Source organism: Sodalis sp. RH15, assembly GCF_047324255.1.
Taxonomy (GTDB): Bacteria; Pseudomonadota; Gammaproteobacteria; order Enterobacterales; family Enterobacteriaceae; genus Acerihabitans; species Acerihabitans ligni.
The window spans coordinates 5,184,804-5,202,615 of sequence record NZ_CP178738.1 but is presented as its reverse complement, the minus strand read 5'-3'; the positions used below and the strand labels follow the sequence as shown (position 1 = coordinate 5,202,615).

At 44.2% G+C, this 17,812-nt stretch carries 15 protein-coding genes; all 15 read right to left on the bottom strand.

Annotated features, from left to right (window positions below):
- Positions 1-9: 9 nt before the first annotated feature.
- Positions 10-1,242, bottom strand: a complete 1,233-nt coding sequence (gene argG, locus ACL2XO_RS23600; protein ID WP_413741632.1) for an argininosuccinate synthase — start codon at positions 1,240-1,242, stop codon at positions 10-12.
- A gap of 413 nt (positions 1,243-1,655) precedes the next feature.
- Positions 1,656-2,540 carry a LysR family transcriptional regulator ArgP gene (locus ACL2XO_RS23595; protein ID WP_413743102.1) on the bottom strand — a complete coding sequence of 295 codons (885 nt, stop codon included), beginning with the start codon at positions 2,538-2,540 and terminating at the stop codon, positions 1,656-1,658.
- 122 nt (positions 2,541-2,662) lie between these two features.
- Positions 2,663-3,451 carry a metallophosphoesterase gene (locus tag ACL2XO_RS23590; protein ID WP_413741631.1) on the bottom strand — a complete coding sequence of 263 codons (789 nt, stop codon included), beginning with the start codon at positions 3,449-3,451 and terminating at the stop codon, positions 2,663-2,665.
- A gap of 11 nt (positions 3,452-3,462) precedes the next feature.
- The gene (locus tag ACL2XO_RS23585; RefSeq protein WP_413741630.1) at positions 3,463-4,392 is read right to left on the bottom strand and encodes a hypothetical protein; all 930 of its coding nucleotides are present in this window, start codon (positions 4,390-4,392) and stop codon (positions 3,463-3,465) included.
- 50 nt (positions 4,393-4,442) lie between these two features.
- Positions 4,443-5,690: an ATP-grasp domain-containing protein gene (locus ACL2XO_RS23580; RefSeq protein WP_413741629.1), complete on the bottom strand. Its 1,248-nt coding sequence runs from the start codon at positions 5,688-5,690 to the stop codon at positions 4,443-4,445.
- Complete coding sequence (locus tag ACL2XO_RS23575; protein ID WP_413741628.1) at positions 5,687-6,484, bottom strand: HAD-IIA family hydrolase; 798 nt, start codon at positions 6,482-6,484, stop codon at positions 5,687-5,689. The genes ACL2XO_RS23580 and ACL2XO_RS23575 overlap by 4 nt, the downstream gene beginning before the upstream one ends.
- Positions 6,485-6,501: 17 nt before the next feature.
- Positions 6,502-7,218 carry a TSUP family transporter gene (locus ACL2XO_RS23570; protein ID WP_413741627.1) on the bottom strand — a complete coding sequence of 239 codons (717 nt, stop codon included), beginning with the start codon at positions 7,216-7,218 and terminating at the stop codon, positions 6,502-6,504.
- Position 7,219: 1 nt separating this feature from the next.
- Entirely contained in the window at positions 7,220-8,773 is a 1,554-nt protein-coding gene (locus ACL2XO_RS23565; RefSeq protein ID WP_413741626.1) for an alkaline phosphatase family protein, read from the bottom strand.
- Positions 8,766-10,397, bottom strand: coding sequence for a hypothetical protein (locus tag ACL2XO_RS23560; RefSeq protein WP_413741625.1), 1,632 nt, complete (start codon positions 10,395-10,397; stop codon positions 8,766-8,768). The genes ACL2XO_RS23565 and ACL2XO_RS23560 overlap by 8 nt, the downstream gene beginning before the upstream one ends.
- Positions 10,397-11,527, bottom strand: a complete 1,131-nt coding sequence (locus tag ACL2XO_RS23555) for a hypothetical protein (RefSeq protein WP_413741624.1) — start codon at positions 11,525-11,527, stop codon at positions 10,397-10,399. Before ACL2XO_RS23555 ends, ACL2XO_RS23560 begins: the two co-directional genes overlap by 1 nt.
- Positions 11,520-12,749 carry a hypothetical protein gene (locus tag ACL2XO_RS23550; protein ID WP_413741623.1) on the bottom strand — a complete coding sequence of 410 codons (1,230 nt, stop codon included), beginning with the start codon at positions 12,747-12,749 and terminating at the stop codon, positions 11,520-11,522. The genes ACL2XO_RS23555 and ACL2XO_RS23550 overlap by 8 nt, the downstream gene beginning before the upstream one ends.
- Before the next feature lie 9 nt (positions 12,750-12,758).
- Positions 12,759-14,660 (bottom strand): PEP/pyruvate-binding domain-containing protein, encoded by a 1,902-nt coding sequence (locus ACL2XO_RS23545; protein ID WP_413741622.1) that lies wholly within the window; start codon positions 14,658-14,660, stop codon positions 12,759-12,761.
- Positions 14,657-15,235: a dCTP deaminase gene (dcd, locus tag ACL2XO_RS23540; protein WP_413741621.1), complete on the bottom strand. Its 579-nt coding sequence runs from the start codon at positions 15,233-15,235 to the stop codon at positions 14,657-14,659. The genes ACL2XO_RS23545 and dcd overlap by 4 nt, the downstream gene beginning before the upstream one ends.
- On the bottom strand, positions 15,219-15,767 hold the full coding sequence (locus ACL2XO_RS23535; protein ID WP_413741620.1) for a dCTP deaminase domain-containing protein: 549 nt from the start codon (positions 15,765-15,767) through the stop codon (positions 15,219-15,221). Before ACL2XO_RS23535 ends, dcd begins: the two co-directional genes overlap by 17 nt.
- A gap of 936 nt (positions 15,768-16,703) precedes the next feature.
- Complete coding sequence (locus ACL2XO_RS23530; protein WP_413741619.1) at positions 16,704-17,612, bottom strand: LysR family transcriptional regulator; 909 nt, start codon at positions 17,610-17,612, stop codon at positions 16,704-16,706.
- Positions 17,613-17,812: the final 200 nt, after the last annotated feature.

Below are 17,812 nucleotides of genomic sequence, written 5' to 3'. Positions count from 1 at the left end.
CCTGCAGGATTATTTAATCTGCCCTGATAAAGAAGCGGTACGAGCCGATATCGTCAGAATTTTAAGCAGCCCTTCCGAATCATGATGATCAAATTCGCCTTCCGCTTCCATTGAGCCTTCATTCGTGTAGAGCCCATGACGAACATTCCTACTGGCGATGTAACTGAGATTTCCCCTATATGCTTCAAAAGTCACTTCCCCACTCACTAGGTTAGTGAGTTCAGCTATCGCTTTACGCGCCATTTGGGAACCGAGGTCAAGCCAATATCCTTGATATAACTGTCCACCTAAGAATGAAGCCGTAGTTTGATAAAACTGAATGGCTCTTCTGTCTAGAATCTGCTGAAGTAGTTGCTGATAGGAGTAAGAGAGTATGACCATTGCTGGAGACTCATAGACTCCTCGTGACTTCACTCCTACGAATCGGTTCTCGACGAGATTCTCCGCGATGCCAATGCCATGTTTCCCACCATTAACATTAAGATATTTAAAAATCTCAACGAGGCTCATTTTGCTATTATTGATTTGTACCGGCCGACCTTTATCAAAAACTATTGTAAACTGTTCCGGAACTGGCTCTGCCCACTCTGGCCAACGGCCAATACCTGGTTCAACAAACTTCATTTGGGTTTGCAGGCTTTCAAGTCTACCCCCTTCATGGGTTAGGCCTAATAAATTCGCATCGGTTGAATAGGGTTTGTCGGCTGATGCTTTCACTGGAATATTATTCTGAGAGCAATAAGCAAGCATTTCCTTACGCCCCCGAAATTCATCCAAAAATTCCTGATCGCGCCAGGCCGCATAAAATTCAAGATTTGGATTCAACATTGTGCCAATGATCTGGAAACGTACCTGATCATTTCCACGGCCTGTCGCGCCATGGCTGAAAATGTTTATTCCATATGATTTAATTTCAGGCAACAAGCCTTCCATAATGACTTGGCGAGCGGCACCTGTAAGATTCCAATAATTTCCCTCATATTTTGCATTGGCCTGCACAACAGCCAGCCCCATTTCCGCCATTTCATTTTTTAAATCGACAGAAACATATTCAGCAGCACCTGACCGTAACATGCGATTTTTTATTTCGTCAAAGTTATCCTCATCTGGTTGGCCCAGATCCGCTGTGAAACAGATTACCTCAACACCTCTCCTTGACAGCCAATGTGTAATAGTACAACTGTCCAGTCCACCTGATGCAGCAAACGCGATTCTTTTTCCCTTTATTCTATTAATACCCATTTTTTTCCACTCCGGTTATCAAGACATTACTTAAAAATACTCCTTCAAACATAGAATGGTACTTTATTAAGAAAAACTTAACCCCCATGAAATTTTTTGAACCATTATATCGTGGTGTATTAGCAAATACAGACTGTTTTATGGTGAGTGATCTTTCATGTATTGAAATTATAATGTGGTCTTAAAATTTTGAAAAGGGAAAAGTAATGATTTTATGACATGAAGTTCTGAAGAGAAACACATGGTGTCATAACTTATTTTGTAATCTCTTGACGATATTATTTTTTAAAACAATAACGGCTGCTATATAGTAGAAATGATGAAATCTAATTATTAATTAGAAAATTGGCGCTATTTTCGTATTACATCTTAACATCATTCTATATGTTTAATTTTAAATTTTTATCCTTAACCTAATCCTGGTGGAGTGATTTTTTTGCTTCATTAACCAATATTCCGGTAAGCCTATTTAGCAAATTCGAATGAGCGTCCCAATAATACCAATAAAGTGCGATATCAGTGAATCGTCCCGGTAATAGATCAACTAACTCATTACGTTCAATCAGATCTTTATACTGGAATTCAGGGATCATCCCATAGCCAATGCCTAATTTCACAGCCTGATAGAAGATATCTGTCCCTGGTATGTAGTGACAAGTACAGGAGGATTGCTGTAAAAAAAAATGCTCGGCAATAAAATTCTGTTGCAGTTGGTCTTTTTTGTTGAAGACTAATAATGGAGCTTTGGTCAGGTTACTTCTCTTAACGCCACCTTTGAACCAACGATCAGCAAATGCTCGCGATGCAAGCAACCGATATCTGATTGAACCGAGTTTTATTGATGAACAACCATTGATAACTTTATTTTTCGAAGACAACGCGGCAAGGGCATTTCCAGATTCCAGTGCCATATGTGTAAAATCTTGATCATCAACGATTATTTCTATCTTCACTCTTTCAGTGGATAGATAGCTTGAAATTGCAGGTAGCAACCACCCTGCAAGTGAATCACTGTTGACGGATATAGCGAAACTGGCCCATTTGTCACGGTAAAAATTGTTCTTAAAATCCTCATTCAAAGCTTGGAGTTTTAGCAAGTACTGGACAAGTTTGAACCCCTCAGACGTGTATGTACAAGGGCGTTCACGTGTGACGAGCGGCACACCAACTTCCATCTCTAAGGATTTGATGCGTTGAGATATTGCTGATGAAGTAATATTCAATTTTCTGGCTGCTTGATCGAAACTTCCTGTTTCAATGATAGCCATCAAAGCATCTGCTTTTTTTCTGTCAAACATCATGATTCGGAATGAGTTTCTATAAAAATATTATGATTATTGATACCTTTATCAGCTATATTCGCAGAATTTTTCCAAAAATGCATCTTCTCTTGCGACAAAGTGTATACAAAATGCCCTCTTTAAATTTTTTCATCAGCACTCATAACTTTCTTTTTTGGGCTAAACAGCTGGTCTGAAACTCTGCCGTCAGGCCAAAAAGTCCATTTTCGCCAACTGGCCGTAACTGTGGAAATTTTCGGGCGATGGCAGCCCGGTACAAATTGTAGTGAAGTGGCAGGTGAAGTGTAAAAAGTGACGCCATTACGTTGACTTATAGTGGTTTGATGCACATGGCCACTAATCACCGCGCGTACATTGTTATAACGTGCCAAGTGCTCCATGAAAGAAGAATGATTTCTTAGTCTGTAGGCATCAATCCAGCGACTCTGCACCGGTACAACATGGTGGTGCATAAATATGGCGACATGTTGCTGTGCATGCTGGGCTAATAAGGTGTTTAGCCGGGCCAAGTCCGTTTCCGTTACTTCACCTTCATCCGAATTGGCAAGAGTCGTATTCAAACAAATAAATAGCCAGTTCCCATCAAAAAAGATTGTGGGTAAGGCAACCGGCTGTAGTATCTGCTGCATCACGGCCGGATCATCATGGTTGCCACTCAAACAGATTAGTGATGAGATGCCATGATGGTCCAGCATCCGGAGGAAAAGAGCATAAGATGCATGTGAGAAATCGTCCGAAATATCGCCGGTGGCGATCAACCAGTCATAAGGCGTCTGGCTAACCGCTGCTAATACATGAGAAAGTGTTTCAGCTGTATTGATTCCTTTCAGCATGAAGTCTTCGGATGCACCCAAATGTGCATCCGTTATTTGTACGATCTCCACCGCGCGCGATGTTGAACTGATCACTATTTATGTCCTTATCCATTTGAACGTTCGGCTTTTGCCGTTTTCTGGCCGAAAATGAAATTATTGATAGTCGAGAGCACGATAATGCCACAACCGATCACTGACATATTGGACCATAGCAAGCGCGAATCGAACCCTTGAAACAGAAATGTCATCAATGGTCCGAGAGACAACAATACCGACACGGTAAAAGGCGAGGAAAGAATAATACCTTTCTGCAGCAACCAGAGTGGCAGTAGTAGGCCGAATAGCGATACTACACCAATCGCTAACATCTGCGAGGGGGTATCAACCCCCACTCCCTGACCGGTTACTGCAACCACTGCTGCCACCAATGTTAGCAGGTAGAAGCGGTGCGCCATTATCTGACTCGCCGTCCAGTTTTGTTTTGCCAGTCCTTTAGTTGATAGCGTAGTTAATACTTGTCCAAAACCACCGATAAGTGCGGATCCCAGTCCCAGCAGCACATGTTGCAGGCTGACGTTTTGTATAGCAGAGTGATCAGTTATTGAGGCCCAGGAGAGTACAGCTGTACCAATGACGATCCCAAATGAGGTGATCACCTGATTAGCAGATAGCTGGCGTTGAGACATGAAGCTGGTGACGGCGATATATATAGGCCCAATGCATCCCATCAGAGCGCTGACAATCGCAGGTTCAATAAATTTTAGTGCACAATAGTAGCCGATCCAACTGATACCGCTAGCCAGATTAAGGGTGATCAACCCTGATAGAGATGCGAGCGGGATTTTGAGTGCAGTGCGCCCCTGTGTCAGGCTGAGGCGGACAAAAAAGAACAGCGTAGTAATTAAGAAGCCCCAAAATAGCAAGGTAAAAGGATATATCGACTGTAGTAACCAACCAGAAAAAACAGCATTGGCATTTGCCATGAGTAAAAATGCCAAAACTAGAAGAGTTCCTAACTTACGGGAATCACTCATATAACCTCCTTTATTTCTCGTAATATTTACCCGAGAAAAGCCGACAACCCCTAAGATGAAAAAGTAATTACGATTTGTGAAAAAAGTAGCGAAGCTAATGTAATTGCCTCCTCCTGTGACTCACCTGTTACGCCGATATAGCCAAATATGTCGTTTCCGGCAGGAGGACGACTATGAAAATCCCCAACCTGTGCGAGAATACCGAAGTTGAATACGGCAGGATGCGACTTGACAGTCTCCGGTACGCGGATTTTGGCGATTTTCCCCTGATTGCACAACATAGTAAGTCCGACAGCAACCCGACCGGTTTTTTTCAACGGTTTCGGTGATACCAATTGGCCAGTAGCCACACGGTAGGCTGTGATAATCGGGCAGTAGTCATAGCTCAGTCGTGCCATTTTATACAGGCTGCCTCCTCCCACGCGTGCTGCGATTTCCAGAATGTAGGGCTTGCCTTGATGGAAGCGGAATTCCGCATGAACAACACCATGGGTAATACCTTGTGCGCTGACGCCTGCCTGCAGCGCCTGGCGCAGTTTTTCTATGTCTTTCTCTGAGAGAGCGCTGGGAGTACGATAAAGATCGTTATCAAATACTTCCAACTCGGCAGAAATGCGATCGGCAATCGAGCCGATATGAGCTTCACCATCGCATACCCAAGCTTCGATGCAATGTTCTGAACCCGCAAGAAAACCTTCAACCAGTAGTGAGTTAGGTCCGAGATCGAGTCCACTCGCCTCATGGTGACAGTAGGAGTAGTTTTGGTTGGCTTGCAGCACTAACGGGAACTGTTTGCGCATCGTCTCGTCATTGCGGATTAGGTGCACATGCTCGGCATTACCGCCCAGCGTCGGCTTGATAATCAGTGGATAGCCTATTTTTTCCCCCGCTCGCAGTGCCTGAATCAGGTCGTCGCATAAATAGAAAGGGGGGTGAGGCGCTCTTCCGTTCTGGTGTGACAATCGCATTAAGTACTTATTGCGACTGTTTTTGGCCGCTTGCAGGCTGATGCCCGGCAAGCCCAGCGCTTCAGATAACACAGCTGCCGATATCACCGAGGCTTCGTCGGTGGTGATGATGGCGTTGAAACCTATCTCCTTATGCCAAGCTTTTGCTTTGCTCAAGATCGTATCAATCGATTTCGACGGCAATATACATTTGCCTGCGAAATGGGGGTAGTCGGCACTCTCGCGACTGGCTGTCAGATAGTAAATCTCTGCTCCCTGTTGGCGAAAAATATCGTAGCGGCTGTGGAATACATCGCCGCGTGAGGTCACTTCAATATTGAGTAATTTCATATGGATACTGCCTTTTTAAGCTGTAACCACTCGGGCAAATTGATGATGCCAGGGATAAAGTTCTTTTTGGATATCAGATGCAGCGTTAAGTCTATAGGTTTGAATTTCCCAGAGCCCACCAATAGAGACGCCAGCCCGGCGTTTTGGGCCCCGGCGATATCGGTAGTAACGTCATCTCCTACCACCAGCACCTGCTCGTTCGTTAATCCCATGGATGCTACTGCGCTGTGGAACATCACCGGAGATGGTTTTCCGGTGACAATAGCTTGGGTACCGCTCGCTAATTCCAGTGCCTGCGTGAAAGCACCACTATCAAGCCAGGTGTTGCCATCGCGGAAATACCAGAGATTTTTGTGGAATACAACCAGTTGTGCTCCATCGCGCAGGAAGTTAAATATACGGTTCAGGATATCGTATTGGAATCCATCGTCCAGGTCCCCCAGCACCACATAATCTGGTTGCTCGGCAGTTTGTGCAATATGGCCGAAGCATGGTTGCAGTGCATCCGGTACGGCTATAAATCCTTTGTTCTCACCATACTTTGTCTGAAGGTAATAAAGGCAGGCTGAAACTGATGTTTGGATCTCTGTTTCACTGGCTCTGATGCCACAGTGAGTCAGTATCTCTGCCAACTGCGTTGCGTTTCTGCTGGTGGTATTACTGACAAAACGAAGCTGATAACCAGCGCTTCGCAGTATATCAATAGCCTCGCCAGCTCCTGGCAGTGCTTTGCCATGTAACACTAGTGTTCCGTCCACATCAATAATCACACCTTTATATTTTTTCCTGTTCATCACTCAGCATTCCCAAATCAATGGAAGATCAACAGCGCCGCATACACCAGCATAAACAAGGTGAACACGCCATGATAAAAGCTCTCGTTGAGCCAGCTGTAGAGGCGATTGCCTATTAACATAAACACCGAACCTGCCACCAGACAGGTAACGGGTGTGGTAAGGCTGATGTTAAATGCATTGGCATATTGCAACGTACCTAACTGCACAATGCCGAACAATAAATATCCGGTCACAATACAACCCAGAACTTCCTTTTTTAGCTGATGTTGAGTCACCGCATAGGTTGACAGTAGGCTACCACCCATGTTGGTCATCCCATGAACAAAACCCATCGTCGCCATGTACTTACGGCTGTTGCGCTCAATAAATTGGCGCAGAGCGTTGGAAACGTGAACTGAAAAGCGGGATATCGCTGTAAAAATCAAAATTGCTGCAATAATGTAATGCAAGTTGAGCTTCTGCTTACTGAAAAGGGTCCATGCAAGAGAAATAATAAGAACAGGCAGACAAAATTTAATCAGCGAGAGGGCAAAATGCTTTTGCTGTTTACCTTGACGCAGTACTTGGATAGTACTGATAGTCAATGAAGGAGGGAGTAGAATCGATAGCACGTCACTGAAAGGGTATCCCATTAACAACAGGGTGGGCGTTCCAAACACCAATAGACCCATGCCGAAAACTGACTGCACTATCGAAAATAGCGCCACAATAAGAATAATGTTCAGATCCATGCTATTCACTCAAAATGAAGGTCTTGATGTCATACATCTGCATAACTGCAGCCCGGTTACCCTCGTGAGGGCTGATCAGCGTACCTTTCAGATCTATTAGCGGGCTGTAACCACAATGATCGCCTGCTTTGTCACTGCGGTTGATCAGTTGGCTTGAGGCTGACGCTTTGACTCTTACCCCGTCCGGTGGCAATAAAAACCAGCTTGTATCGAACTCCTGTTGCCTAGATGGCATCGGTAAGTGCGTAATTCTTGCACCGGAACGTTCCGCATCGATAAAAAATGCATAAACCAGTGCGCAAACCTGAGTAATATCGCATCCATCACGAATTGATAGGGTGCCATTCTCTGCCGGATGGTAAGCTACACGCGTGTTAGAGTAATCAATCCTCCCTTGCGCATCGAAAGTCAGCCAGCCGTGTTGGGCGAGATATTGATTTAAATAGAAAGTGTCGAAAATAGGCTGCATACCATGATCGGAATTGATCACCAGCCTGTCATTCTCACGACAGCCGTCCTGTAAATCTGCTACTACGCTCTCTGCCCATTGCATTATCTGCCGGAAATAGCCGGCTACCACCACGTCGTGCTGTGCCAGATTTTCAATATTAAGAATCTCGTGTAGTGCAAGGTCGATAACCGGGTAATAGCCCACTGTCAGGTCAGCGTCACATTGTGCAAAGCTATATGCCAACTCCTGGTAAAAGCTCTGATGTACTTGTTCTAAGCTGGCAAACAGTATCTTCTCAGCTTTGCCATCCCCTCCTTGCCCTTTCTTCTCCCCCAGTTCGCCGTTCCGGTACTGTTTTGCCAAGCTAGCATGACAGAAGTTTGCTTCAGGAGGGGTCCCGGTGCTCTCTGGAGCCCACCCAGAACGCTGGTAACGATTCTTGCCCAATAGCGCTCCTTTGAGGCGCCCATCGTCCATTGGAATAATCATCAGCGTTAGGGTTGTGTCGAGAGGAACTGGTATATAAATATCGCTAAAGACGTCAAGCGGTAATATTGCTGCGAGTCTCACCTCGTCGCACTCAACTTGTAACTTGGTGTGTTGTGCGTCTAGTGGTTGTAAGATCAATGTCAGCGTGTGTTCCTTGATATGAACACATGTGGTTTGTATAAATACCTGTGATTGATATCCAGGCTCACTATAAATATTACTGCGCGCCACCAGCATCTTGCCTAGTTTGGCCTCATCGACAAAAGGAATGTGATTCAATCGGATGTGTTGTCCTGCACGCGCATATGTTTCCCATACCATTTCCAGCGAATTTGGCCAGCCGGTAAAGCCGTTACGAAATGTTCCTACCTGAGTCCCTTCAGGGGTATCAAACCCCAAGATCTGATGTTCAGTGGCGGATTTTCCGCTCCAAATGGAAAACAGTGAAGGAGGTGTTTGACAATTAGGCCACAGTGGCTCCAGCGGCGTGATCGCTCCCGAGCGCATCAGTTGTGACAACTTAGGCATACTGTCGGGATCGAGATATTTCTGTAGCAGGTTAAACGGAAGTCCGTCGAGCACGGCCCATTTCACGCGCGGCAACATTTTATTCATCGCGCGCCCTCAGCAGTCGTTCTACCAACGCATACACCCCTTCGCGCAACTGGTTTATATCGCCATTATTATCAAGGGTAATGTCGGCTTCGATGGCTCTAATATCGGTATCCAATGTGGAGGTAATTTGTGACTGCATGTCCTGACGCGCATTCAGGCGTTGGCGCCGAATGGGCTCATCGCACAATACTCTAATTACCACATACCCGTGTTCAACCAGGGCTGGCCAATCGATCTTTTTGTCGCGTAGATCATCCGTCAAAATGACATCGCTTTTGTTCCGCTGCAGGCGGGCAAACAGATGGTTGATCAGCGAACGTGGTTCTACCATGCGTAGGTTATCAGCGATCTTTTCCATCAGATGTTGATGCTGTACATCAGCATCGATAGTTTGTGCTAATTCATTGAAGTAAGCCTGCTGCAGGCTATAGAGTGGTTGCGCTAGTTTTTCAATGCTTACTAGCAGTCCTCGTTTGCAAAAGGCCTCACTTAACAATTCGGCGGTGGTACTTTTACCTGATCCACTACCGGCGACTAGCGCCAGACGTAGCTGTGTCCCTTGGCTTAACCGATCAGCCAAAGTGGCGGCAGGCACGTTGCCAGACAGTGTTAACCAACTCAATTGGTATAAGCGATCTCGTATTTTTTGGTGGGTGGTTTCGGTTACTGCATCCCACTCGGGCAATGCCAAGCCGTGCCATGTCGCGGTGGTGAAATATAGCGGGTTTTCAAACAAATGGTTGCTATCCAACGCGTTCTTTTCGCTGCGTCCAGTTATCTTAATAGCCAGAGTGCTATCCTGCACGTTTGGGAGCAATATCGCCTCTAGAGTGGCGGCGCGCAGTGGTGATTTGCTTAATGCACTGTAGAACAATTCGGGTACAAACAGGAACTTATCGCTATTTTCCGCTGTTGAGAGAGGGGGATGGTTTAGCGTCAAACCAAGTTTACGGCAAAGCACAGGATGTCGACGTAATGAACCCGCACCCACGTGAGGATAATCAGGCCAGCCACGTACCCTAAGTTCGTTGTTGTGTATATCCACAAGCAGTTTATCGCCGCTAAAATATCGAAAGGCTTCAGATGTGGTCAAATTGAGCATGGTCGAGGTTTTACCGGCCCCTTTAACACCACAGATAGCCACAATATTACCGGTGGCACGGTTATCTACCCCGGAGGCATGCAGGATAAGACTTCCTTTTAATGCCTCCAGCGCCAGTAGGTAGTAGCGAAAAAACTCGATCACATGGATAAAGCTTTCGTGGCTGACATACATCACCATATGCTGTCCGCCTTTTTGCCAGGCATAACCAGTCTGATCACGCTCATGCCAAGCGACCTGACGGCCATCACTCAGTTCGCCGCAATTGATCTCGAGATTAAATGCCTCGGCGGTACTGCGGCGGATAAGATAAGTAGTAGTGCACGCTGCTTTCCAGCCAGCAGAAAAATCACTGTGCGGGTACAGAGTAAGCTGTAAATCCACCACCTCATCAACTGTGTCCAGAGGTGAAAAATTAGGCGAGATAAACGCCATTAACCTCTGGAATAGCTCGCGCCGTGACTCAGGATATGTGATGTTCACCAAGAGTTTGTCATTGCTGAGGATTACTGATTCCATCATCAGGCTTTCTCTCTATAAGATGAGGATGCTTGAAAATCTTTCAGGAAAGTTAGTTTTGAATAGTGACTTTTCTCAAAAGAAAGTTCTTGTGCTTGAATAAATGACTCCACCTCTATTACCAGTGCATTAAACCCACGGTAAATGTTGGTTTTGTCTGCTTTACCGCGAGTTTTCAGGTACTCAATTTCGCACTGTTGTAGGCGGCCGGCAGCGTCGTGGACATCCTTGATGCGACAGTCCTCAAAATTAAGCATGTAGATGTCGCCTGTCGGCAGGTATTCACAAGCAATGTCCAAGCGCACCCGTCGCCAGCTCGGCAGCTCTTTCAGAGGGAGTTCAAAAAATCTGGATAGCGCTTCCTCCGGGGTGGTGTCGATACGCTGAAAGTGGTAATTACGCTCCCATCGCTCCAGCGCATCTTCCTGATAGAGTTTTTTCTTGAAGGTAACCACCGGCTCATCGAAGCGTATCTTCTTTTTACGGCTCCAATGCATCACCGACACGTAGCCCGCAATGTGTTTTTCATTAGGGGCGATCTCGAAGAGATCATTGTCGTAGCTCCAGTGTTCAATTTCATCGCCTAAATGAGGACGGAAGTTTGCCACTTTGCCATCGGCCAGAGCGGCGTAGAAGCGTTCATTGAGCTCGTAGAAGTTGTAATTTTGTTTGATATTAAACTTTTGCTCTAGTTCGGTATCAGGGATTCCTTTCTCGTAATAACACTCGAAGTTGTTGTTATAAAGGTAATTTTGGTGGAACTGAGTACAAAGCGCATCAAATAGTTCTTCTTCAGTGATCGATATCGGTAAATTTTCTAGTGCCAAAAAATGCGTCACCCAAACTTCAATGCGGTGTACGAGGTGTGTCAACTGCCATCCAGTGGGGGTGGTCGATACTACAGCCAATGGAATGGACTCGCTGCTCAGATTATTTAACGAGGCATCAATGACTGGGTGACCGGCGGGAGCATCCAGTACCGGACTGGTCAGCCCTCGGAGATCACAAAGAATGCTTTTGTCGGTGATTGTCTCCCCTTCCGGCAAAGCTACAAAGTACAAGGACCGCTCTGCGGGGGAAACCTGTTCATCATGGCGGATTTTCCAGCTTCCCAGAACAACGTAATTAGCCATGGGTCATCTCCTGTTGTGAAAGAGCAAGATGGGTTTCACGCGCAAAATCAAGCTTGGAATAGAGATTCTGTTCAAATAGCATTCCTTGTTGCTCGAGGAAGTGTTTAACATAGGCACATACCAGTTCGAATTCTTCCATTACGTTGCTGTAATCAAATAGTGTACGTGAGCGGCAGTATTCCACTTCGCATTGTGAAAATGCGAAACGCGATGGCTCATCTAAACTACGGCAGATATCGAAATAGACGCCATAAATGTTGCCGGTTTCAAGGGACTCGAAATTTACATCAAAGCGTTTTCGGCGGAAAGGCGCTAGACGCTTAATTTCACCGCCGGCCATTTCGCGTGCCTTTGACTCAAATTCTGAGTTGCTGAGAGTAACGTCATAGTAAATACTCTCTTTACGGAGTTCAGCATTTTTGGCAAACCACTTCTGTTTAATAGCAACCTTGTTATTCGTCTGGGGGATAAAAGAGATATAACCCTTTGCTGAAGGCTCAATCACTTCGAAAATATGGTTGTCGTAGTCAAATACTTGCAGGCTCATATCAAGTTCAGGTATAAAACCAGATAGTTCACCACGCAGATTAATTGCCTCATATAATGCCGTGTTTAGTTTCCAAGTGTTCGGAATTCCTTGGAAAGTGAATTTTCTTTCCAATTCCATATCGTGTTTCCAGCGACTATACCAGCAGGTGTCATTCAATAAATGGCGGTATTTCAGTAGACGCGGATATGCTCCTTCTAACGCATTTATGCAGAGTTGCCAGTCGTTGGCTTCGGCCAGATTGGTGATATCCACTTCTGCATACTTCACCATTAATGTGCCATGCCATGCAGTATCATTGAAATGATAGAGTTTTGCCAACTGTTGTTGTTCGTCAATTCGTATTGAGATTGCTGGCATCAATTCGTTAAAGTGCTTTGTGATATTAAACTTGGAGAATAATGTGTCAAATTGCACTCCACTCGCTTTTTTAACTTGGCGGTAGTGGTCGGTAAAATAGTGGAACTGATAAGGGGTTGATGCTATTTCATGGCAACTGCTGGCCGTAATTATTTTACTGGCGATTAAGTCGTTTTCACGATGGAATAGAGAATTATTCCCTGCTATGCTCACAGTATCGTCGCATTTCAAAACTACATCGGGGTGAGCAACCACAGATCGTGGTGAAAAAAACTCTCCGGGCTGAAATAAAAGAATAAATAATTTGCTATCCATAAATATCCCTCAACGAGTTGAGTTAGTATCAAGTACAAAAATATCGCCGTGTTTTATCTGTTTAAATAATTGCTCATCACAAACGGCGGGCAGTTTTTTCTCGCGCAGTAATATGCCCAAATGGCTGAGTAGAGAGCCTTTTTCAAAAATAAATCCAGCTGCCCATGGAATCAGGGAAGCTAAGGCTGCATAGGGTCGACGCGCTAGTACAATGGGCGGGGATGGTAACTTTTCCATTTCTTGCACCATGGTTGAGAATAGGTCTCCGTATACTGACGCATCGGGGACTTCTGTCAGACTCATAGAGGGGGCAATGCTGTAACTTTCCATCTCCTCTGTCTCTGTGATCAGATAAACTTGTCCGCGTGCGTAACCCTGCGACATCACCCGACCATTTGCCGAAAATACCAACTGAGTGTCCGTCACCGCGGAATAGTCCAAAGCATATAACTGACCACCAGAGAGCACCCACTCAATTTGTACATCCCCTAGTGCTTGCAAGGCATCTGCCGTCACTCGGTGTAGCAGGCTGATATTATCTTCTGTTAGCCCTGCCTCCTGCTGGGGGTTATCCAGCGTCAGAATTTGGCTGATGGCAGTACCTCGGTTCATTGCCATCAGACCATCAGGGGAAACTTCTGCCACAAGTTTTATCCCGTCTGGTGTTTGAACCTTGCGAGTGATCAGGCCACATTCGCCTTTAATAAAGTCGCGGAGCACTACCGTATAGAGTCGTCTCCCTTCTGACATCAGTGCGGTGAGTTGATCCACCAAGGTCGACTTGTCAACAATCAACTGCCGCACTGCATCTGAAAAATCCACAACTACGTACTGCCCCGTAAAGTGATCCAGCAATTGTTGCTGCAACACTATGTCTTCAAGTCCATATCGGTTGGCCTGTAGGATTATGGCTCCGGGCTGTGTTTTCTGATGCAGACGAGCAATATCTATCAATGGCTTTCGTTTTTGATTGAAGTATATGGCGTATGCTGGCAGTGTTTCCGCAAGTTTGACCGGCAAATCACCGTATAACGGCCAGAAGAATGCACTTGGTGTATTATCGCATTCAACACGGGGGTAGGTAGTTACCGGGCGAGCCTGCAATAGCCAAACTTTTCCATCTTGGTAGGCCCACTCAATATCGACATGGCTGTTGAGTAAAGTACGCGCGGAGTTGACTATTCCGTTGATTTGCTGCCAAGCTTGGCGGTGACGTGGGTCTTCACTGTCTATTTGTAGCTGTAACGATTCCTTTTCGCCGGATACCAATCCTTCCCCTAAGCCAGGTACATATTCCACGTATAAACTTTCGTGTCCACTTAACGGATGGCAACTGAATGCCACCCCGGAAAAGTCAGGATTTACCATACGCTGGACAATGATGTTAACTGCGCTAACTGCGCTAACTGCGGCATCTGCATTGGCATCACGTTTTTCCATAATGGCACGCAGAGAATAAAAGGATTTCAACACAATGAAGATTGCTTCTTGAAGATCGCTTACCGACCCGACGTTAAGTACCGACTCATAGATGCCAGCAAAACTTTTTTTTTGCATATCTTCTGCCAGGCAGGCGGAGCGAACAGCAACATTCAGCGTCCCTTGAGTATCTATGAGATCACTGACAAACTCAGTGATGCTGGTCTTTGCCTGTTCAGACCACCGTAGTTCATTCAATGCCCGAGTGATTTTCTCCATGTCTTGAGTAAGAAAAGCTCCGGAGGTGATGGCAATATTGCGCTCAGCATCGGCCAGGATGGCCTTAATTTTGGAGAAATCATTTAACCAGTCGGTTAAGTGTATTTCTGTGATTAAAACCATTGGAGGCACGGGGTGCTGAGTTGACAGCTCATAAATATTTCTAAATTTACCCGGAAGGATGATTTCCTGATCTTTAGCAAATTCAATCATTGGAGTTCCTTATCATGGGTTATTAATGATAATCCCGACAGACCTTTTTTCATCTTTTCTTTGAAATCAATATGGATGCGGGTTTCAATCGGCCCCTCCGCGTTCTGATATTTCCCGTGGTAAAGCTCGATTTCTCCCGAGGTACGCCAGAACATCATTTGACCAATATTCATGCCGTAATAGACCTTCACTTGATGAATACAGAATAGCTGAATAGTCCAGCGGCCTATAAAGCCAATATCCCCTAATGGTGCGGATAGGTTAATAAACATCCCCATGCGAGCAACGGAAGAGCGCGCAGCATAGGTGGGAACGAAATTTGTACTACCCATTATTTCTATCGTTTCAGCCAGATAGAGTTTTCTCGGTTTAAGAATATACCCGTTATCTCCGATCTTAATGATGTCTACTGGATTCTCTTTCGCTGGATCAATAATCTCATTATGGTAGACTTTCATGGTATGGCCTAAGCGGAAATTATAGCTATTCGGATTTATATTGTCAGGTAAGAAAGGAGATATAATGATTTCCTCACTTCTTACTCTTTTTTCAATTTCCTTACCCGTTAATATCATTCTGTGATTCCTGACTGTTAAAGTCCTGATAAATTCTTGATGCAACGACGTTGTCTGAGCCACGGTAACGCCCTTGATAATTAATTAGTTCGCCAAAATTTTCCCAGAAACAGATCTTGCCAATCCTCATTCCTGGGTAGACGATAACTGGCTGAGCTACAATAATCTCCAGTGTCCAATTAATAATGGCGCCGGTGTGTCCAAGTGGGGCACTGGTTTGAATAAACATACCACATGCTGCTGTGGAGAAATTGGCATAGAGCTCACTAGCGCAAGTTAAGCTCCCCATCTTCTCCAACGTTGACGATAAATAAAAATGATCAGGCTTTAATNTRTAGCCATGTTCAAGAATTTCAATATATTTTTCTTTTGGTGGTACATAGGAATCTATAACAGAGTTGCCATATTCAACTAAAACCTTACCAAGATGAAACGAATAAGAATTTACATCCAGACTGGCTTCATTGAAAGGGATAATGACAACATCCCCTTTATTTACAAGCTCCAGTATTTTTTTTGCTGTTAATATCATTTTTTTCGTTTCCTGTGCTTTGATTCACCAAATTCCCCTTTTTTACTTTTTAAGTTAGACAGATTTTAATGAGGGAAAATCTGTTTTTTTCTATAGAAAATCGCTATCATTGGATTCTCAAAGCTACAAATTTCTGCCCTCCAATGACGATATCAATTTTTCACAATAATTTGTGAACTCTCCTTTTAACTAAAAAATATATGAATTAAATTTTTCACCATTCCACTGTTATTGAAAATCAAACTTAACTCCGATTTTGTAAAAGTGGTAGTTTGTTTAAAAAAACTAAACGTTGATTAATAATATTAAAGAGTTATTAGAACTCACCCTATCAGGGGTATGATCCAAGTCATGTGTATGCGTAGTGGAAACGTTTGCAAAACATCACCTACCGCTGAAACGGGTCGGTTATGGTGGCTACCACGTTGTTAATCAGCGTGTAGCAAGGCGGGAAAATGTGGGGTCAAGATTGGGGGCGCGACCCCACCCAGATCGAACGCAGGGTGTTCCCTTTCTGCACTGCGTGGCGCAGGAATTTGATCAGGTACTGGCACATCTCGCCCGTCATGTCATGCACACCTTTGCCGTCAATGGCTTTGTTGAGCTGCTTCAGATGCCGGGTTTCAGCTCCGCGATATCTATTTCACTAATCTCAGGGAAGGCATAGCGCTTCAGTTACGTAATAATTTTAACCGCATGGTTTTCCGACCAGAGCCTGAGGCTGCTGATGTGCCATTGAGGTAGCAATGTGTTTAAAGGTGCGGGTTACTTCTACAGAGGTTTTTATTGATATTTTCGTAGCAGCGGGTTCAACTTCATCGGCGCCTACAGATATACTACGTTATAAAACTGAGCCGGCCTCGGTCCATAACAATAGCTTTAATCTATTACTTATGTTTTGAGCCTGTACTAATGATTCAAATATGAACTATATTTTTACCTTAGGCGAGATAACGATTTGATGATAAAATCAGAGAATTCAGTATATATCCTCCCTTTAGTCCTAATTTCCATAGATAAATGAACAGGAGGAAGAACGGGAAAGTGATTATTGAAAGATAATATCATATGTTCTTTCCAAATTGAACTTTGAGGGAGTGAACTTATGCCTAATCCCGAGGAAATAGCAATTTTTATGTTATCATATGAGGCACTCTCATACACAATAAAAAAATCCTTATCATTTTCTTTTAGAATTTGCGTAACAGCGGACCGATAAGCACAACCTTGCGGGAATCCTACAAAGGGAATAGATTCAATCCGATTAAAGTCAGCGATATCTCTACTTACCCAATGTAAAGGTTCCGTCCAGAGGTGACAAATGTTTTTTAAAGCAAGTCGATTCAGAGCACCTACCGAAACTGTATGCTTAAAAATTGCGATATCAAGTTCATTGTTATCAATTAAATATAGTAAATGATCAGATAATGCCGAAACAACTTGCAACTTGAGGTTTGGATTTACTGAAAGTAAATATGATATAGATGAAAGGATGTCAGTAATATTAAAATCATCGGGAACGCCTAAACGAATAAATCCACTCAATTCTGTTTCTCTTATATAGCTAAGAGCTTTATCTAATCTGAGTAAAATATCCATAACTAATGGAAGCAGCCTTGTACCTTCAGGTGTTAATCCACCAATATGTCCTTGAATTCGTAGAACTAGAGGAGAACCAATAATATCCTCAAGATGCTTCAAGCTTTGAGTTAGCGCGGATTGTGTACGGTTAAGTTTGAAACTTGCCGCTTGGAAGCTACCTTCAGCAGCGATACATGCAAAAGTACGTAAATGTTCAAGCGTTAATCGCCTGTCACTAAGAATAACAGCGCAATGATCATTCATTGAATTCTCCGGATTGGCTATAAACTAATCTTATTATGAAACAATTATTATTAATTTCCAAGCTAAAAATTATTATGCAATTCTAATTTTTAGCTAAAGGAAACTAGAAAAATACCAAAGCCGAAAGTAGTCTTTAATAAATATTTGCAACATCCAGCCAAGAAAGTAGCAACATTAGTGCTACATAATGTTTTCATAAA

What these genes read in the sequence shown, in the direction of transcription:
- argG (WP_413741632.1), bottom strand. Translation starts at nt 1,242, where the DNA reads ATGGGTATTAATAGAATAAAGGGAAAAAGAATCGCGTTTGCTGCATCA.
- ACL2XO_RS23595 (WP_413743102.1), bottom strand. Translation starts at nt 2,540, where the DNA reads ATGTTTGACAGAAAAAAAGCAGATGCTTTGATGGCTATCATTGAAACA.
- ACL2XO_RS23585 (WP_413741630.1), bottom strand. Translation starts at nt 4,392, where the DNA reads ATGAGTGATTCCCGTAAGTTAGGAACTCTTCTAGTTTTGGCATTTTTA.
- ACL2XO_RS23580 (WP_413741629.1), bottom strand. Translation starts at nt 5,690, where the DNA reads ATGAAATTACTCAATATTGAAGTGACCTCACGCGGCGATGTATTCCAC.
- ACL2XO_RS23575 (WP_413741628.1), bottom strand. Translation starts at nt 6,484, where the DNA reads ATGAACAGGAAAAAATATAAAGGTGTGATTATTGATGTGGACGGAACA.
- ACL2XO_RS23570 (WP_413741627.1), bottom strand. Translation starts at nt 7,218, where the DNA reads ATGGATCTGAACATTATTCTTATTGTGGCGCTATTTTCGATAGTGCAG.
- ACL2XO_RS23565 (WP_413741626.1), bottom strand. Translation starts at nt 8,773, where the DNA reads ATGAATAAAATGTTGCCGCGCGTGAAATGGGCCGTGCTCGACGGACTT.
- ACL2XO_RS23560 (WP_413741625.1), bottom strand. Translation starts at nt 10,397, where the DNA reads ATGATGGAATCAGTAATCCTCAGCAATGACAAACTCTTGGTGAACATC.
- ACL2XO_RS23555 (WP_413741624.1), bottom strand. Translation starts at nt 11,527, where the DNA reads ATGGCTAATTACGTTGTTCTGGGAAGCTGGAAAATCCGCCATGATGAA.
- ACL2XO_RS23550 (WP_413741623.1), bottom strand. Translation starts at nt 12,749, where the DNA reads ATGGATAGCAAATTATTTATTCTTTTATTTCAGCCCGGAGAGTTTTTT.
- ACL2XO_RS23545 (WP_413741622.1), bottom strand. Translation starts at nt 14,660, where the DNA reads ATGATTGAATTTGCTAAAGATCAGGAAATCATCCTTCCGGGTAAATTT.
- dcd (WP_413741621.1), bottom strand. Translation starts at nt 15,235, where the DNA reads ATGATATTAACGGGTAAGGAAATTGAAAAAAGAGTAAGAAGTGAGGAA.
- ACL2XO_RS23530 (WP_413741619.1), bottom strand. Translation starts at nt 17,612, where the DNA reads ATGAATGATCATTGCGCTGTTATTCTTAGTGACAGGCGATTAACGCTT.